Origin of the sequence: Flavobacterium frigidimaris (genome assembly GCF_002217275.1) — a bacterium.
Taxonomy (GTDB): Bacteria; Bacteroidota; Bacteroidia; order Flavobacteriales; family Flavobacteriaceae; genus Flavobacterium; species Flavobacterium aquidurense.
On record NZ_MUGV01000015.1, the window covers coordinates 148,512 to 165,564 of the forward strand.

Below are 17,053 nucleotides of genomic sequence, written 5' to 3' on the forward strand. Positions count from 1 at the left end.
ATTATTTTGTAATTTGTTTGGCCGAGTAAAAAATAGTTCTCACATTTGCATCATCAAAATAAAAGAAAAAATGAAATTAACAGTTTGCAATATGTCTTGTATGATGCCGGAGCCTTCCGCAGAGACACTATTGTAGTTTATTTTCAAACTTAATATATAGACCTCTGCGTAATGGCAGAGGTTTTTTTTTGTTCGAAAGTAAAATGAAAACCAAAATTTTTATTACATCTAATTACTTGATATTGTTGGGGTAATAAAATTTTAATGTTAAATATCAATATTTAATTTGGTGGTTCAATAAATACTTATTACATTTACTCTATCGAATTAGTCGAGTTTAAAAAAAGGAATTAATTTTAAATAAAATAAAAATGAAAACAATAGCAAGAACAAATATGATGTGTTGTAGTGTGATGCAAATGTGCATCCAACCTTGCTGTTGCCAAAAGTAAAAGATACAATCTTTGTTATAGTTAAACTATAAGCCCTTTTGGTCGCCATCCGAAAGGGCTTTTTTTATTTTCAACACTTTAAAATTTAAAATCATGAATACATTAGATATAAATACAATCGCATTTCAGTACTTATTGAGAACAGAATCTCAAAAAAATAATAATAAATCTGCAGAACCAACAAGTGAAACCCTAAAGTATAATCCGGAACATTATATAAAAGGTCAAAAATCTTTATTATTTCATATGTATAATCTTGAAGAAGAAGATTTATACGTTTAAAACAATATCAAATTACAATATATCATATTAACAATATTTAAAAATTAAGAAATCATGAGTACACAAAAATTTGCAACAAACGCATTACACGCAGGACACGACGTAACTAAAAACGGAAGCACCAGAGCAGTGCCAATTTATCAGACATCATCGTATGTTTTTAATAGTGCAGATCACGCAGCCAATCTATTTGGTCTTGCTGAAGCTGGGTTTATCTATACGAGATTAAATAATCCAACAAATGATGTTTTAGAACAACGGCTTGCAGCGCTTGAGGGCGGAATTGCGGCTGTTGTTACGGCATCAGGAGCATCGGCAATTGCTACTACTTTTTTGACTTTGCTAAAAGCAGGCGATCATATTGTAGCGTCAAATAGTTTATATGGAGGAACATATAATTTATTGAAAGTGACTTTGCCTCGTTTAGGAATTACAACAACATTTGTAGATCCTTCAAAACCAGAAAATTTCACTAAGGCGGCAAAAGAAAATACGAGAGCTTTCTTCGTGGAGTCATTGGGGAATCCAAAATTGGATGTATTGGATTTGAAAGCAATTTCGAAGGAAGCTAAAAACTTCAAAGTACCTTTTATTGTTGATAATACGGTTGCCACTTCTTATTTGCTAAAACCAATTGAGCACGGAGCCAACATCGTTATTCATTCCTTAACTAAATATATTGCCGGAAACGGAACTTCACTAGGAGGTGCCATTATCGATGCCGGAACTTTTGACTGGTCAAACGGGAAATTTCCTGAATTTACAGAGCCTTCTGCAGGATATCATGGTTTAATATTCCACGAAGCTTTAGGAAATGCAGCTTTTATTGCAAAAGCAAGAATTGAAGGATTACGCGATTTTGGTTCGGCTTTGAGCCCGTTTAATGCTTTTCAAATCATTCAGGGATTAGAAACATTGCCAATCCGAATTAAAAAACACAGCGAAAATGCTTTGGCTTTGGCCCAATGGTTAGAGCAACAAGATGAGGTCGTTTGGGTGAATTATCCTGGCTTAAAATCGAATAAATATTATAATCTGGCACAGGAATACTTACCTGAAGGTCAAAGCGGAATTATCACTTTTGGATTAAAAGGTGGTTTTGATGCGGCTAAAAAAGTAGTTGATGAAACGAAATTATTCTCTTTACTAGCAAACATAGGCGATACAAAATCATTAATTATTCATCCGGCAAGTACAACGCATCAGCAATTATCTGATGAGGAGCAATTGGAAACAGGAGTTTCAAAAGATTTGGTCCGACTTTCTGTGGGAATTGAAGATATCGAAGATCTGATCGCGGATTTACAAACTGTTTTTGCCAGCGTGACGCAATCGCAATACAGTATTAATAAAAATTAGAATTAGGTTTTTTTGTTTTTTGTTTGAAAAATTGCCTTTAGCAATGTGGTGTTGCTAGAGGTGATTTTTTATGATAAAAAACTTAGCATAAATTTTTTGAACGATATAAGTCATATTTAGTAGAGACGCACAGCAGTGCTTCTAACATAATACAGGTTTAGTAGAGGCGCAGCATGCGTCTAATTATAAAATTGATTATTAAATGAACTTATATGACTTATATGGTTCAAAATTTAACACCAACACATAAAATTATGTCTAAGCTTAAAATAAATATTATCCTTTTTGGAATTGGGAATATCGGAAGTACTTTAATCAATCAGATTATAGAAAGCCAGGAATTTTTTCTTCAGAGTAAAAATATTGATTTTCATTTTCCGATTATCACCAATTCTACTGTTGCTTTTTTCGAGAAAGAAGGCGTTGGATATGCCTGGGAAACCAATTTTAGAGAATTGGCTGTTCCTTTTAAAGTAAAAGATATCGTAGAATTTGCGAAAGAAAATGAATTCGAGAATCTGATTGCAGTTGATGCAACGGCCAGCGACGAATTGATTGGTCATTATAATACGTTGATTGAAAACGGATTTAATATTGTAGCAGTAAATAAAAAAGCCAATACACTACCAATTGATCTTTATAAAGAGATCCGTGAGAATCTTAAAAAGTATGATAAGGAGTTTCTATATGAAACTTCAGTTGATACTGGATTTCCGGTTTTGCAGACTTTGAGGGATCTATATTATTCAGGAGAAAAAATAACAAAGATTCGTGGCGTTTTCTCTGATAATCTGAGTTATGTTTTTAACCGATTTTCTGCAGAAGAAGCTTCTTTCTCCTCTATATTAAAAGATGCCAGTTTGTTAGGTTTGATGCGTTCTACTTTTAAAGAAGATTTGTCAGGAAATGATACCGCCAGAAAATTACTGATTTTGACAAGGGAAATTGGAAAAGATTTTGAATTATCAGATATAAAAATTAATTCTCTTATTAAGGAAGAACATTTAGAGAAAAACGGAATCCTTAATAAAGAAGCAATTGACAGATCCTTTAAAATTGCAAAAATTACTCAGGCAGACCATCATGTATTAAGATATGTTGGTGAATTTGATGTGGAGCGAAATTTATTAGAAGTCAAATTAGTTTCAGAGCCGGTTTCATCTGCAATAGGCCAATTGAAAGGTTCCGATTCGATTTTTGAGATTTACACGCAATCTTATGCTAATGTTCCAATTGTCATTCAGAGTGCTTCACCGTGCAAACAAGCAATTTCAAGAGGAATTATTACTGATATATTAAAAGTGTCAGAAAAAATTAAAAATAAAGAGGCAGTCTGGCTTTAAAAACTAACGCTGAATTTATTTTGAAAGTTCTTTGATAAACTGATTTGTGGAGATATTACAAGAGTAAAGCTTTGTTTTGTAGGTTTTTACTTTGTTTTTATAAAACAAAACTTTTGTAAGATGTTTTATATCGTTAAAAAGCGCTTTTTCGTCGTTTTTTTGTCTTAATTTACTTAAAATAATTTGTGTATTTAAAATAATATTTGCATATTTGTTAAACCCAAAAGCTACTGAATCAATGAACTTAAATGTCTATAAAATGTTTTGCGCCATTTCGGTTAATACCGTTGGGATGTCTTTTGCTTAAATTGTAAGAAAACAACAATATTATACGCAAAGCCTCCCAATAATTTTAGGAGGCTTTTTAATTTTATATGAAAATGCAAGAATTTAAAATAACAAATAAATCACAGATGAATAAATCCCTACAGATGAACAAGATGTTCACTGTCGCATTTATTTGCGTATGCGTCTGTTGATTCCAAAAGAATATATAAGTTTAAAAAACTTAAACCCTTTTGGTACACTAATCCAAAAGGGTTTTTTTATTCCATCCGGCTGGCTTAACACAATAGTAAACGAATAATAAAGATAATAATACACAAACTAAACTAAACTTAAATATCATGAGCACATTAAACTACTTATCAAAGACATTTTCAACATTGAAAAACAGAAGTAAAAGGAACAATCCTCCGCCGAAAAACGAATTGATCCATCCAAGATTCGGAATAACTGAAACGGATAAAAAAACAGATAAAAAAGAACCGAATTCTTTATTGTTTTTGATGTATTCAAAAGAAAATGAAACGCTTTTTATCTAAATCGAAAAGTATCATAAAATAGGGGAAAACCTGCTTAATTTTACTGGGCTTTTAGTTCGGTAAATTTTTGCGTGTAATAAGTTTTAGTTTGAATTATATTTATGAAATTGATGAATCAGTTTAGATAAAATTTGTTTGTTTAAGAAAATAGTAGTTAATTTGCACCTTTAAGTTCAAAAACGTATTGAAATGTTATAAAGAAAGGACGAGGGATTAGACCCGATGAATCCTTAGCAACCCTTCGGTAAAGCGAAGAAGGTGCTGCATTCTACCACGCCCAAACGTGGAAAGATAACAACAAGAATTTTTCTAGTTTCACTCTAGACTTTTCTTTCTAATATTTCCAGATACAAATCAATAATACAACAGATTTGAAAATTGGAAAATATACCAAACCCCATTAGCATACAAAATTTCACCACCGAAAATGGTGCACTTTATCGTTCGTTACCTTTAAGTTTTACCATTTCCGGTTTGCCATTACATAGCGCGCCTATTGTTTTGGTTAATCATGCTTTGACAGGAAACGCTCAGGTGACCGGCGAAAATGGTTGGTGGAACGACTTAATTGGAGAAGGAAAAACAATTGACACCAATAGATATACCATACTGGCATTTAATGTTCCGGGTAACGGAACAGATTCTTTTTTAATTGAAAATTACCAGGATTTTACGACCAGAGATATTGCCCGAATTTTTATTAAAGGACTTGAAAGCTTGGCTATTAATCAGGTTCATACTATTATTGGGGGTTCTGTTGGTGGAGGAGTTGCCTGGGAAATGTTGGCTTTAGAATCTAACATCACTCAAAATTTGATACCCATTGCAACCGACTGGAAATCGACGGACTGGATGATTGCGAATTGTTTTTTACAGGAACAAATCCTGAACAATTCATCAAAGCCAATTGAGGACGCAAGGATTCATGCTATGTTGTGTTACAGGTCTCCAGAATCATTTAAAGAAAAATTTCAACGTACGGTCAATGAAAATCTTTCCATTTTTAATATAGAAAGCTGGTTGGCACATCACGGAGATAAATTGCAAAAGAGATATCAATTAGCTTCTTATAAATTGATGAATCAATTGCTTAAAACCATAGATATTACAAGAAATAGTGCCGATTTTGAAACTTTAATGTCAAGAACAAATGCAGCGATTCATATTATCGGAATCAATTCGGATTTGTTTTTTACTGCCAGAGAAAATAAAGAAACCTATCAGGAATTAAAAAAGTTTAAAGAAAATGTTTTTTACAGCGAAATTGATTCGGTTCACGGACATGACGCTTTTTTAATCGAGTACAAACAATTAGATCATTTACTTGCCGATATATTTAAGGCAGAAACAATAGCAAAATAAAATGAAAATATTAAAATTTGGAGGTAAATCATTATCAAACGGAGAAGGACTTAATAAAGTTATTTCGATTATTTTAGATAAAGTAAACCAAGGAGAAAAAATCGCCGTTGTAGTTTCAGCACGAGGAAATGCGACAGATGAACTGGAAGACATTTTAAGAATTGCTGCTAAAAACGGAAATTATAAGCCGTTATTAGAAAGCTTTAAGGCATATCAGACATCCGATTATCCACAAGTTGATTTATCAGAAGAATTTAATATTTTAGATAAACTTTTTGAAGGTGTAAGTCTGATAGGTGATTATAGTAATAAAATCAAAGATCAGATTTTGTCTAAAGGAGAATTGCTTTCGGCTAAATTATTGACTTCAATTTTAATTGAAAAAGGTATTCCTGCAAATTTTGTGGATACCAGAGAATTGCTTAAAACGGACTCAAAATTTGGCGATGCACAACCATTAGAGCAACTTTCTAAGAAAAATGTAGTTAACTATTTCAAGCTTCATAACGGTTCAACAGTAAATATTGTTACAGGTTTCATAGGTTCAAACAATAACAATGATACAACTACATTAGGAAGAAACGGAAGTAACTATACCGCTTCGTTAATTGCTAATTATTTAGATGCCGAAGAACTTCAAAACTTTACACACGTAGACGGAATTTACACTGCAAATCCTGATTTGGTCGCCGATGCTAAAAAGATTGAATATCTGTCTTTTAACGAAGCAAATGAGCTGGCTAATTTTGGTGCAACAATTCTTCATGCTAAAACCATTATTCCGTTATTGGAAAAAAATATTCCGCTTCGTATTTTAAATACATTCAATCATGAAAACCGCGGAACTTTAATTACCTCAGATTCTGCTAAAGAAGGTATTAAAACGCTTTCTGTTTTAGAAAATGTTTCGCTGGTAAATCTTGAAGGACGCGGATTACTTGGAAAAGCGGGAGTTGATGCCCGAATTTTTAAAGTTATGGGAGATCATAACATCAGCGTAAGTATTATTTCGCAAGGTTCTTCAGAAAGAGGAATTGGTCTTGTTGTAGCGACAGATAAGGCAACTACAGCAATGGTCGAACTGGAAAAAGAGTTTGAAAATGACTTTTATTCTAAAGATGTCAATCAGATCACGGTTACTGATAATGTTTCTGTAATTTCTATCATTGGTCAGGATTTGAGTACTTTTCATAAACCTTACACGGCATTAATCAAAAACAAAATAGTTCCAATTTTATTCAACAATACTGTTACGGGTAAAAACGTGAGTTTGGTGGTTAAAAAATCAGAACTGAATAAGGCTTTAAATGTAATTCACGGAGAGATTTTTGGAGTTTCTAAAAAAATTAATATCGCCATTATTGGTCATGGTTTGGTAGGTGGAACTTTAATCAATCAGATTTTAGAATCGGCTTCATCCATTGAAAAAAGAAAAGATGTAAGACTGAATGTTTTTGCTATTGCCAATTCTAAAAAATTACTTTTAAACAAAAATGGCGTAACTTCAGACTGGAAAAATGATATTCAGAATAAAGGCGAGCAATACACTATTAATGACATTATTGCTTACGCAAATGAACATCATTTAGAAAACTTAATCGCAATTGATAATACGGCGAGTGCTTCTTTCGTAGAGAACTATATTCCACTTGTAGAAAGCAGTTTTGATTTGATTTCTTCTAATAAAGTAGCCAATACATTAAGTTATGGTTTTTATAAAGAACTGAGAAAATCTCTTGCTGAAAACCAAAAGAATTATTTGTACGAAACGAATGTTGGTGCAGGATTACCGTTAATAGATACTATAAAATTATTACACCTTTCAGGAGAAAATATTACGAAGATTAAAGGAGTTTTCTCTGGAACATTAAGTTATTTATTTAATAATTTTTCTGCAAAAGACGCTCCATTTAGCGAAATTTTGAAAGAAGCAATTGATAACGGATACACAGAACCAGACCCACGCGAGGATTTATGCGGAAATGATGTGGGAAGAAAATTATTGATTTTAGCCAGAGAATTGGACTTACAAAATGAGTTTGAAGAGATCTCAATTCAGAATTTGATTCCGGAGCATTTAAGAGAAGGAAATGTGTCTGATTTCTTGACTAAACTAAAAGAATTTGACCCAATTTACGATAAAATAAAAGCAGATCAAAAGCCAAATCACGTATTAAGATACATTGGTGAATTGTCTGGAGATTTGCAAAACGATAAAGGAAATTTAGAAGTGAAATTAGTTTCAGTTCCTTCAGATACGGCGTTAGGCGGATTAAAAGGCTCTGATTCTTTCTTCGAAATTTATACAGAATCTTACGGAGATCGTCCAATTGTAATTCAGGGAGCCGGTGCAGGTTCTGCAGTTACAGCGAGAGGCGTTTTTGGAGATATTTTAAGATTGTCTGATAAAGGATAATATCGATTTTAGATTTTAGAGTTCTGATTTTAGATTGTTGAACTCGAACAACAAAACAAAAAACAAAAAAAATGAAAGTAACCTTAAACAGAGTAAACGACGCGTTTCATTTCAAACTAAAAAATGAAAGAGGTCATGTAGTTGATGTTGATAGCAGAGCCGAATTTGGCGGAAGCGATTTAGGTGCAAGTCCGATGGAATTAGTATTGATGGGTGTTGCAGGATGCAGTGCAATTGATATGATTTCAATTTTAAAGAAACAACGTCAGGAAATAACATCCTTTAACGCTGAGGTTGAAGGCGAGCGCGTTCAAATTGGAGAAGCGAAACCTTTTAAAGAAATCGATGTGGTGTTTTATTTAGAAGGCGACATCAATCCTGAAAAAGCAAAACGCGCTGCAGAACTTTCTTTTGAGAAATATTGTTCCGTTGCCAAAACAGTTGAGCCAACAGCAACCATAAAATATAAAGTTGTTTTGAACAACGAAATACTATAAATTAGAAAATGAGTCAATTAGAGAATTAGATAATTTTTAGATTGGCTAAAAAGACTCACTTGTTTACGTTTTCAAATCATTGTTTTACACATCGTATAAACCTGAAACTTGAAACCTGACACGAGGCTTTAGCCGAACTGGCGAAGCAAACAAAAAAACAAAAAATAATGAACGAACAAGAATTTGGTTTTGAAACCCAGGCCATACGTACACATTTAGAAAAAACACAATTTCAGGAACATTCAACTCCTTTGTATTTATCATCAAGCTTTGTATTTGAGGATGCAGAAGATATGAGAGCCTCTTTTACAGAAGAAAAAGTACGTAATATTTACTCTCGCTTTAGCAACCCAAATACAACAGAATTTGTGGACAAAGTTTGTGCAATGGAAGGTGCCGAAGCTGGTTATGCTTTTGCAACGGGAATGGCTGCGATATACTCTACGTTTGCAGGATTATTAGAATCTGGCGACCACATTGTTTCTGCGGGAAGTGTCTTTGGATCAACGCACGCTTTATTCATGACTTATTTTCCAAAATGGAAAATCGAAACTTCTTATTTTGATATTAATCAGCCGGAAACGATTGAAAGTTTTATTAAACCAAACACTAAAATTTTATATGCTGAAACACCAACAAATCCTGGTGTAGATGTAATTGATTTAGAATTATTGGGGCAAATTGCAAAAAAGCACAATTTGATTTTAATAATTGATAACTGTTTCGCAACACCATACATTCAACAGCCTATTAAATACGGTGCTCATATCGTAATTCACTCGGCAACAAAACTGATAGACGGACAAGGTCGTGTATTAGGCGGAGTTGCTGTTGGAGATGCTGAATTGATTCGTAAAATATATTTATTTTCAAGAAATACAGGACCGGCAATGTCACCATTTAATGCGTGGGTTTTGTCAAAAAGTTTAGAAACTTTGGCTGTGCGTGTTGACAAACATTGCGAAAATGCTTTGAAAGTGGCTGAATTTTTAGAAGCTCATCCAAATGTACAAAGTGTGAAATATCCGTTTTTGAAATCACATCCAAAATATGAAATCGCAAAAAAACAAATGCTTTTAGGCGGTAATATTATTGCGATTGAAATTAAAGGTGGTCTTGAGGCAGGTAGAAAATTTTTGGACAAGATTAAATTATGTTCTCTTTCTGCAAACATTGGAGATGTAAAAACCATTGTAACGCATCCAGCCTCAACAACACACAGTAAATTGTCTGTTGAAGAAAAGCTTGCAGTCGGAATTACAGAAGGTTTAGTACGTGTCTCTGTAGGTTTAGAAACGGTAAAAGATGTTATTGCCGATTTAGATCAGGCACTTTCTTAAGAAATTTTAGATTTATGATTTTAGATGTTAGATTTTGAATCTGATATCTAAAATCATATTTTTATGGTATGGCTAAACCAAAACTACTTATCCTGTCAGATTTATTTGGAGGACAACATCCGGAATGGATAAACTACTATACAGATACATTACGGTCTAAATTTGAGATTCAGTATTATGATGTTCTTGAATTAGCCTGTATTGATGCTTCTAATCTTGTGGAAGCAGATATTCACAAACAATTTCTCGATGGAGGAATTGATAAAGCAGTTGAAACTTTATTAAAATTAGAAACTGATAAAGTAACAGTTTTGGGATTTAGCATTGGAGGAACAATTGCCTGGAAAGCTTCTTTGCAAGGATTAAAAACAACACATTTATTTGCTGTTTCCTCAACTCGATTACGATATGAAACGGAAGCTCCAAATTGTGAAATTAAATTGTTTTTTGGCGATCAGGATTCAAATAAGCCAAACTCAAATTGGTTCCTGGATTTAAAAATTCCTTCTGAAATTCTTCAAGATCAAAATCACCAATTGTATTTAGAAGAAAAAAATGCTACTGCGATTTGTGCTGAAATTTTAAAAGTTACATTATAAACAACGATTTTTTGACTGTAAATTTATTACTGTTAAAAAATCGTTTTTGGTTTTTATAATTGTTTCAGTAAAAAGTATATTTTTGTTTATAACGAAATCAAAAAGATATACTTAACCTTAAATCAACCTTTATCGCTTATGAGCAATTCTACTTATATTTTAGATGATACATTATTGGTGTCCAGCGGGACTCGTTTTTTGAATTACATTATTGATCTTTTCTCCTTTTTTATTTTCTTAATTGCAATTGGAGTTGTATTAGGGATTTTGACCAATTTATTTGGAATGACTTCGCTCGGCCTTTGGGTTGACGGTTTGGGGGATTTTGGATGGAATATTGTAGCTATCATTGTGTCCGTAATTTATTATACTATTATGGAAGGATTGTTTGGTCGATCTGTAGGCAAATTTATTACGGGCTCTGTTGTTGTGGATGAAAATGGAGAAAAACCAAGCTTTGGAACCATTTTTAAAAGAAGTTTATGTCGCTATATCCCATTTGATGCCTTTACTTTTTTAGGAGGCTCAAGAGGATGGCACGATTCGATTTCTGATACCTATGTTGTTAGTAAAAAAGGATTGGATGAAAGTGTAAAATCTTTTCATGATTTTAACTTAATTGGTGTTCCTGAAACCGAATTAATTTAAACTATACTAATTTAGTAGAATATAGTTGGTCATTATATTATTATTCTCGTTCAAAAAGTATATTTTTGTAACAGAAAAATATTTAAAATGTAGATTTAAGATTTCGAATCTAAAATCTATATTCTAAAATCTAAAATTACACACGTGCTTTCAAAGAAAACAAAATACGGAATTAAAGCTTTAACATATTTAGCCAGACGAGAGAACAACGAACCGGTACAAATTGCTGAAATTGCCAAAAGCGAACATATTTCGATTAAATTTCTGGAGAGTATTTTATTACTGCTTCGAAACTCCGGTTTTCTTGGAGCGAAAAAAGGAAAAGGCGGTGGCTATTATTTGATCAAGGATCCAAAAGATATTAGTATGGCCAAAGTTTATCGCATCCTCGAAGGACCTATTGCACTTTTACCTTGCGCCAGTCATAATTTTTACGAAAAATGCGATGATTGTGATGATGAGTCAACTTGTGCTGCCAGACGTTTAATGACTGAGGTTAGAGATAACACGCTTAAAATTTTGGAAAGCAATTCTTTGGCAGATATTGCTTTTTAACTGACTCTGTTCGAAATAAATCATAATAAAAAAGACCTTTTCATTAATTTGAAAAGGTCTTTTTTTATATTTTGAAGATTCCTTCTTCTAGAAAACTAATTTATAACCTGCCAGAAAAAGCATTACTGCAATAGCGTTTCTCAGAAATAAATCAGGTACTTTTCCGCTTAACATACTTCCCATAAAAATTCCCGGAAGTGATCCCATTAATAATTGGCCTAATAATCCCAAATCTAAATTTCCCATTGAGGCATGTCCGATTCCGGCAACAAGAGTTAGGGGAACGGCGTGGGCAATCTCGGTTCCAACCAAACGAGGCGTTGGTAATAGTGGATAAAGGAAAAATAAAGTTACAGTTCCTAAAGCACCAGCGCCAATTGAAGTAAGTGTAACCGTTGCTCCTAGTAAAACACCAATTCCGATAGTCAGCATATTTTGAGTGTGACTTTCGGTATGAAATTTGTCTCCGGCATGTTTTTGAGAAAAAACTAAAAGTTTCTTTTTGAATAAAATAGCTATTGATGTAAAAAGTAGTGCCCAGCCTAAACTGTATTTGATTAAAGCATTTATAGTAGAAATATCAGTTTTAATACTATGTAAAATCCATAAGGTAAGTAAAGCTGCAGGAACACTGCCTAAAGTAAGCCAGCCCGTTATCTGCCAATTGATATTGCTTTTTTTATGATGCACAAATACGCCTCCCATTTTGGTAAATGCCGCATATAATAAATCGGTACCTACTGCTGTTGTTGGAGGAATACCAAAGTATAATAAAATAGGAGTCATTAAAGAACCGCCGCCAACACCTGTTAACCCTACCACAAAACCAACTAGTAAACCCGCTATAACAAGACCTATTTGAAAATCCATAATAAAAATTTGCGGTAAAAATAACAACAATTTTATAATTATCCTATGGATGTGGTAGACTTTAAAGTGTTATATTTGTAAACGAATATCATTAATGTTTTATTTAGCTGTAATACAGTGCAATATGTTTTATAACTTAATAAGTCAATTTGTTATATTATCTAAAGTTGATACTTACTTAAACAAAAGAGAATTAGAGTTGTAAAAAAATTAAATAATGTTTTGATATTTAGAAATAAGTACTAATTTTGCATAGTAATCTATTAAGCCGATAGGGTAATGGATTTAGCAGCTGAAAACCAAGCCAGAGAGTATGGAAAAAGAATTGAAAATAAATAGTTATGATGGTAGGTCTGATGGATCGTTAAAAGAAAAATTGTGGGTTTTAATTCCGGTTGTTTTGTTGGTAGGTTTATTGTCTACGTTGGTATACAATCACTACGCTGAGTTTACATGGACTGGATTTGTTGGAGGTTTTAATCAGGAATTTTTAGTGTTTTTTGCTATTGGTGTTTTTGCACAGTTGGTAGACGGGACATTAGGAATGGGTTATGGAGCAACTTCGACTTCTTTTTTATTGGCTTACGGAGTTCCGCCAGTAATAAGCAGTACTGCAGTTCACGTATCTGAAATGTTTACAACGGGAGCATCGGCGCTTTCTCATCATAAGTTCGGAAACATCAATAAAAAACTAGTGAAGCATTTATTGATTCCGGGAGTTTTAGGTTCAATTACGGGAGCTTATTTGTTGTCAGATGTAATTAATGGCGATATTATAAAGCCATTTATTGCCGTTTATATGATTGTTTTGGCGATCATAATTATTAGAAAAGCGTTAGCAAAAACGATAGTTAAAAAGAAAACTAAAAAACTAGGATATTTAGCCACTTTTGGAGGTTTTATGGATTCTGTTGGCGGTGGAGGCTGGGGACCAATTGTAACTTCTACATTATTAGGAAGAGGAAGAAATCCTCGTTATACGATTGGATCAGTAAATGCAGCTGAATTTGCAGTTTCATTTGCAAGCGGAATTACCTTCATGCTTTTTGGAGGAATCCATGGTTGGCAGGTTATTTTTGGGTTGATTTTAGGAGGTGTCATTGCAGCGCCATTAGGAGCTTATTTGATCAATAAAATCAAAAGAAAACCAATGATGATTGCGGTTGGAATTTTAATAATACTATTGAGTTTAAAAACATTATCTAAATTATTGTAATCAATTTTTTAGAAAGGAAAAGAGAATATGAGTGCGACAGTTATACAAACATTATTAGATAAAACGAAAAATTTTTCACTTGATGAAACCTTAGTTTTTTTAGCTACGGAATTTCCGGGAAAAGTAATTTTTTCGACTTCTTTTGGTCAGGAAGATCAGGTAATTACAGATTTCATTGCCAAAAGCAATACTGATATTACCATTTTTACTCTGGATACCGGAAGATTGTTTCAGGAAACTTATGATGTTTTTCATAAGACATTAAAAAAGTATAAAAGACCAATTGAGGTTTATTTTCCGGAAGCAACAGCAGTGGAAAATTTATTAAAAGAAAAAGGCCCAAACAGTTTTTATGATTCGGTTGAGAATAGAAAAGAATGTTGTTTCATTCGAAAAGTAGTTCCGTTAAGAAAAGCTTTGGCAGGAAACTCAGTTTGGATTACAGGTTTAAGAGCAGAACAATCTGAGAACAGACAAGATCTGAATCTATTTGAATACGATGGAGGTTTCGAAATCATCAAATTCAATCCATTATTAAAATGGTCTTTAGAGGAAGTTGAAACGTATTTATCAGAAAACAATGTTCCTCAAAATGCTTTACACAAACAAGGTTTCGTAAGCATAGGATGCGCACCATGTACGAGAGCCATTTTCCCGGGAGAAGATATCAGAGCCGGAAGATGGTGGTGGGAATCAAGCCATAAAGAATGCGGATTGCACAGCGCTAAGAAGGAATAAAGAGAATAGAATAAAGAGAATAGAGGCAAGAGCCACGAAGCAGGAGAGTAGAATAAAGAGAATAGAATAAAACAATAGTTGAAAATTTTAGGTCACCACAAAACTTGAAACCTGAAACTTGAAACTTTTTAAACAAAAAACAATGAGTTCAGTATTAAAAACAAACGCTTTAGAGAGTGAAGCAATATACATTTTCAGAGAAGTAATTTCACAGTTTGATAAACCGGTTTTACTTTTCTCTGGAGGAAAAGATTCTATAACATTAGTGCGTTTGGCGCAAAAAGCATTTTTTCCTGCTAAGATTCCGTTTCCTCTTTTGCACGTTGATACGGGACATAATTTTCCTGAAACGATTGCTTTCAGAGATAAATTGGTTGAAGAATTAGGTTTAGAGTTAATCGTTCGTAATGTTCAGGATGCTATTGATGAAGGAAAAGTGGTGGAAGAAACTGGAAAATATTCTAGTAGAAACAGCTTACAGACTATTACACTTTTAGACGCAATTGAAGAATTTAAGTTTGATGCTTGTATTGGTGGTGCACGTCGTGATGAAGAAAAAGCAAGAGCTAAAGAACGTATTTTTTCTGTTCGTGACGATTTTGGTCAATGGGATGAAAAAAATCAACGTCCGGAATTGTTTGATATTTTGAATGGAAAAATAGAAAATGGTCAAAACGTTCGTGTTTTCCCAATTTCAAACTGGACAGAATTAGATGTTTGGAGTTATATCGAAAAAGAACACATCGAGATTCCATCAATCTATTTTTCACATAAAAGAAAAGTTTTTTTGAGAGACGGTTTAATCTGGTCGCATTCTCCTTTTGTGTATCAGGAAGAAGACGAACAAATCGAAGAACGAATTGTTCGCTTCAGAACCGTTGGAGATATGAGTTGTACAGCAGCTGTTGAATCTTACGCAGCAACAATTCAGGAAGTTGTTGGAGAAATCAGAACTTCAACTATTTCTGAAAGAGGTGCCAGAATCGATGACAAACGTTCTGAAGCTGCAATGGAGAAAAGAAAACAACAAGGATATTTTTAATAATTATGAGTTATGAATTGTAAATTATTAATGCAATTCGGAATGTAATTAAAAACGAAATCAGAAAAACAAAAACATACAGTTTTAAATTTTAGACAAAGTTTTTCAAAACCTGACTCGAGAGCTTTGCTCGAACAGGCGAAGCAAACTTGAAACAAAATTTAAACTTGAAACAAAACATAAGAATGGAAGTTTTAAAAATAGCAACAGCAGGAAGTGTAGATGACGGGAAAAGTACTTTGATTGGAAGATTATTGTATGATACAAAGTCATTGACTACAGATAAAATTGAAGCAATCGAAAAAAGCAGTAAACAAAAAGGGTATGATTATCTTGATTTTTCTTTGGCAACTGATGGATTAGTAGCAGAGAGAGAGCAAGGAATTACAATTGACGTAGCGCACATTTATTTTTCGACTGCAAAGAAAAGTTACATTATTGCAGATACTCCGGGTCACGTAGAATATACCAGAAACATGGTTACAGGAGCTTCGACTTCTCAGGTTTCTATTATTTTAATTGATGCCAGAAAAGGTGTAATTGAGCAAACGTACCGTCACTTTTTTATCAATAATTTATTGAGAGTAAAAGAGGTAATTGTTGCGATTAATAAAATGGATTTAGTTGATTATTCTGAAGAAGTTTACAACAAAATCAAAGCTGATTTCCAGGCATTAAATGCAAAAAGCACTTTCAAAGAGCAAAACGTAAGTTATATTCCGTTAAGTGCAATCAACGGTGGAAACGTGGTTGATCAATCAAAAGATATGCCTTGGTACACAGGACAAACAGTTCTGGAACATTTAGAAGGATTACATTCTTCAGATGTTTTTGAAGCAGGAAAAGCACGTTTCCCTGTGCAGACAGTTATTCGTCCAAAAACAGAAGAGTACCATGATTTTAGAGGTTACGCTGGAAAATTATACGGAAACTCCATTAAAGTTGGAGATGCTGTAACAGTTCTTCCTTCTTTAACAGAATCAAAAGTATCAAAAATTCACTTTTTCGATAAAACATTTGATGAAGCTGTTGCAGGTTCTTCGATCACAATTGAATTAGAAAATGATATCAATGTGACAAGAGGCGATATGATTGTAAAAACATCAGAACTTCCAAAAATTGAAAAAGATATCACGACAACAGTTTGTTGGATGGATTCTAAAAAATTAGTTGCCGGAACTAAATATATCGTTCAGCATAATACAAACAGAGTTTTGGCAAAAGTAGAAAGTATCAAAAATACAATCTCAACAGATTATTCAGGAACCAAAGAAGCATCGCAATTGGCGATCAACGAAATTGGAGAAGTAACCATCAAATTGAGCAAGCCTTTATATTTTGATGCTTATAACGATAATAAATCAAACGGAGCCTTCATCTTAATTGATACAGCAACAAATACAACAGCAGGAGTAGGATTCATTCGCTAGTTGATAGTTGATGGTTTTTGGTTGATAGTTATTCTGCCAGCAAACCAACAACCAACAACTGACAACCAACAACTAAAGAG

Annotated in this window: 16 protein-coding genes and 1 riboswitch; of the genes, 15 read left to right on the forward strand and 1 reads right to left on the reverse strand. The window is 33.2% G+C overall.

Features of this window, described 5'->3' with window-relative positions:
- The first annotated feature begins 545 nt into the window (after positions 1-545).
- The 11 genes from B0A65_RS08205 (at position 546) to B0A65_RS08255 (ending at position 11,677) form a co-directional block, all read left to right on the forward strand.
- On the forward strand, positions 546-734 hold the full coding sequence (locus B0A65_RS08205) for a hypothetical protein (RefSeq protein ID WP_074660429.1): 189 nt from the start codon (positions 546-548) through the stop codon (positions 732-734).
- A 54-nt stretch (positions 735-788) separates the two neighbouring features.
- Entirely contained in the window at positions 789-2,093 is a 1,305-nt protein-coding gene (locus tag B0A65_RS08210; protein WP_074660430.1) for an O-acetylhomoserine aminocarboxypropyltransferase/cysteine synthase family protein, read from the forward strand.
- A gap of 254 nt (positions 2,094-2,347) precedes the next feature.
- Positions 2,348-3,436: a homoserine dehydrogenase family protein gene (locus B0A65_RS08215; protein ID WP_074660588.1), complete on the forward strand. Its 1,089-nt coding sequence runs from the start codon at positions 2,348-2,350 to the stop codon at positions 3,434-3,436.
- Positions 3,437-4,062: 626 nt separating this feature from the next.
- Entirely contained in the window at positions 4,063-4,260 is a 198-nt protein-coding gene (locus B0A65_RS08220; protein ID WP_026983853.1) for a hypothetical protein, read from the forward strand.
- Positions 4,261-4,449: 189 nt separating this feature from the next.
- A riboswitch (SAM riboswitch) is annotated at positions 4,450-4,558 on the forward strand.
- Positions 4,559-4,638: 80 nt separating this feature from the next.
- Complete coding sequence (locus tag B0A65_RS08225; RefSeq protein ID WP_074660431.1) at positions 4,639-5,622, forward strand: alpha/beta fold hydrolase; 984 nt, start codon at positions 4,639-4,641, stop codon at positions 5,620-5,622.
- Between the two features lies 1 nt (position 5,623).
- A complete protein-coding gene (thrA, locus tag B0A65_RS08230; protein WP_074660432.1) occupies positions 5,624-8,038 on the forward strand; it encodes a bifunctional aspartate kinase/homoserine dehydrogenase I in 2,415 nt (804 codons plus the stop codon).
- A gap of 71 nt (positions 8,039-8,109) precedes the next feature.
- The gene (locus tag B0A65_RS08235) at positions 8,110-8,535 is read left to right on the forward strand and encodes an OsmC family protein (RefSeq protein ID WP_074660433.1); all 426 of its coding nucleotides are present in this window, start codon (positions 8,110-8,112) and stop codon (positions 8,533-8,535) included.
- A 167-nt stretch (positions 8,536-8,702) separates the two neighbouring features.
- The gene (locus tag B0A65_RS08240; RefSeq protein ID WP_074660434.1) at positions 8,703-9,875 is read left to right on the forward strand and encodes a trans-sulfuration enzyme family protein; all 1,173 of its coding nucleotides are present in this window, start codon (positions 8,703-8,705) and stop codon (positions 9,873-9,875) included.
- 68 nt (positions 9,876-9,943) lie between these two features.
- Positions 9,944-10,474, forward strand: coding sequence for a hypothetical protein (locus B0A65_RS08245; protein ID WP_074660435.1), 531 nt, complete (start codon positions 9,944-9,946; stop codon positions 10,472-10,474).
- Between the two features lie 138 nt (positions 10,475-10,612).
- Positions 10,613-11,122, forward strand: a complete 510-nt coding sequence (locus B0A65_RS08250) for an RDD family protein (RefSeq protein ID WP_074660436.1) — start codon at positions 10,613-10,615, stop codon at positions 11,120-11,122.
- A 144-nt stretch (positions 11,123-11,266) separates the two neighbouring features.
- Positions 11,267-11,677: an RrF2 family transcriptional regulator gene (locus B0A65_RS08255; protein WP_012023576.1), complete on the forward strand. Its 411-nt coding sequence runs from the start codon at positions 11,267-11,269 to the stop codon at positions 11,675-11,677.
- A gap of 87 nt (positions 11,678-11,764) precedes the next feature.
- Here the strand turns inward: B0A65_RS08255 and B0A65_RS08260 are convergent, their stop codons facing one another.
- A complete protein-coding gene (locus tag B0A65_RS08260) occupies positions 11,765-12,547 on the reverse strand; it encodes a sulfite exporter TauE/SafE family protein (RefSeq protein WP_074660437.1) in 783 nt (260 codons plus the stop codon).
- A gap of 313 nt (positions 12,548-12,860) precedes the next feature.
- On the opposite strand from B0A65_RS08260, the gene B0A65_RS08265 reads away from it, so the two are divergent.
- From B0A65_RS08265 to B0A65_RS08280, 4 genes are all read left to right on the forward strand, one after another.
- Complete coding sequence (locus B0A65_RS08265) at positions 12,861-13,763, forward strand: sulfite exporter TauE/SafE family protein (RefSeq protein WP_083370459.1); 903 nt, start codon at positions 12,861-12,863, stop codon at positions 13,761-13,763.
- 27 nt (positions 13,764-13,790) lie between these two features.
- A complete protein-coding gene (locus B0A65_RS08270) occupies positions 13,791-14,501 on the forward strand; it encodes a phosphoadenylyl-sulfate reductase (RefSeq protein WP_074660438.1) in 711 nt (236 codons plus the stop codon).
- Between the two features lie 142 nt (positions 14,502-14,643).
- A complete protein-coding gene (gene cysD, locus B0A65_RS08275) occupies positions 14,644-15,543 on the forward strand; it encodes a sulfate adenylyltransferase subunit CysD (RefSeq protein ID WP_072970415.1) in 900 nt (299 codons plus the stop codon).
- Between the two features lie 185 nt (positions 15,544-15,728).
- Positions 15,729-16,973 carry a sulfate adenylyltransferase subunit 1 gene (locus tag B0A65_RS08280; protein WP_074660592.1) on the forward strand — a complete coding sequence of 415 codons (1,245 nt, stop codon included), beginning with the start codon at positions 15,729-15,731 and terminating at the stop codon, positions 16,971-16,973.
- The last annotated feature ends 80 nt before the right edge of the window (positions 16,974-17,053 follow it).

Bases quoted from the DNA above. Each gene is read 5' to 3' on its own strand.
- B0A65_RS08250 (WP_074660436.1), top strand. From the start codon at position 10,613: ATGAGCAATTCTACTTATATTTTAGATGATACATTATTGGTGTCCAGC.
- B0A65_RS08235 (WP_074660433.1), top strand. From the start codon at position 8,110: ATGAAAGTAACCTTAAACAGAGTAAACGACGCGTTTCATTTCAAACTA.
- B0A65_RS08215 (WP_074660588.1), top strand. From the start codon at position 2,348: ATGTCTAAGCTTAAAATAAATATTATCCTTTTTGGAATTGGGAATATC.
- B0A65_RS08210 (WP_074660430.1), top strand. From the start codon at position 789: ATGAGTACACAAAAATTTGCAACAAACGCATTACACGCAGGACACGAC.
- thrA (WP_074660432.1), top strand. From the start codon at position 5,624: ATGAAAATATTAAAATTTGGAGGTAAATCATTATCAAACGGAGAAGGA.
- B0A65_RS08280 (WP_074660592.1), top strand. From the start codon at position 15,729: ATGGAAGTTTTAAAAATAGCAACAGCAGGAAGTGTAGATGACGGGAAA.
- cysD (WP_072970415.1), top strand. From the start codon at position 14,644: ATGAGTTCAGTATTAAAAACAAACGCTTTAGAGAGTGAAGCAATATAC.
- B0A65_RS08260 (WP_074660437.1), bottom strand. From the start codon at position 12,547: ATGGATTTTCAAATAGGTCTTGTTATAGCGGGTTTACTAGTTGGTTTT.
- B0A65_RS08265 (WP_083370459.1), top strand. From the start codon at position 12,861: ATGGAAAAAGAATTGAAAATAAATAGTTATGATGGTAGGTCTGATGGA.
- B0A65_RS08240 (WP_074660434.1), top strand. From the start codon at position 8,703: ATGAACGAACAAGAATTTGGTTTTGAAACCCAGGCCATACGTACACAT.
- B0A65_RS08205 (WP_074660429.1), top strand. From the start codon at position 546: ATGAATACATTAGATATAAATACAATCGCATTTCAGTACTTATTGAGA.
- B0A65_RS08245 (WP_074660435.1), top strand. From the start codon at position 9,944: ATGGCTAAACCAAAACTACTTATCCTGTCAGATTTATTTGGAGGACAA.
- B0A65_RS08270 (WP_074660438.1), top strand. From the start codon at position 13,791: ATGAGTGCGACAGTTATACAAACATTATTAGATAAAACGAAAAATTTT.
- B0A65_RS08220 (WP_026983853.1), top strand. From the start codon at position 4,063: ATGAGCACATTAAACTACTTATCAAAGACATTTTCAACATTGAAAAAC.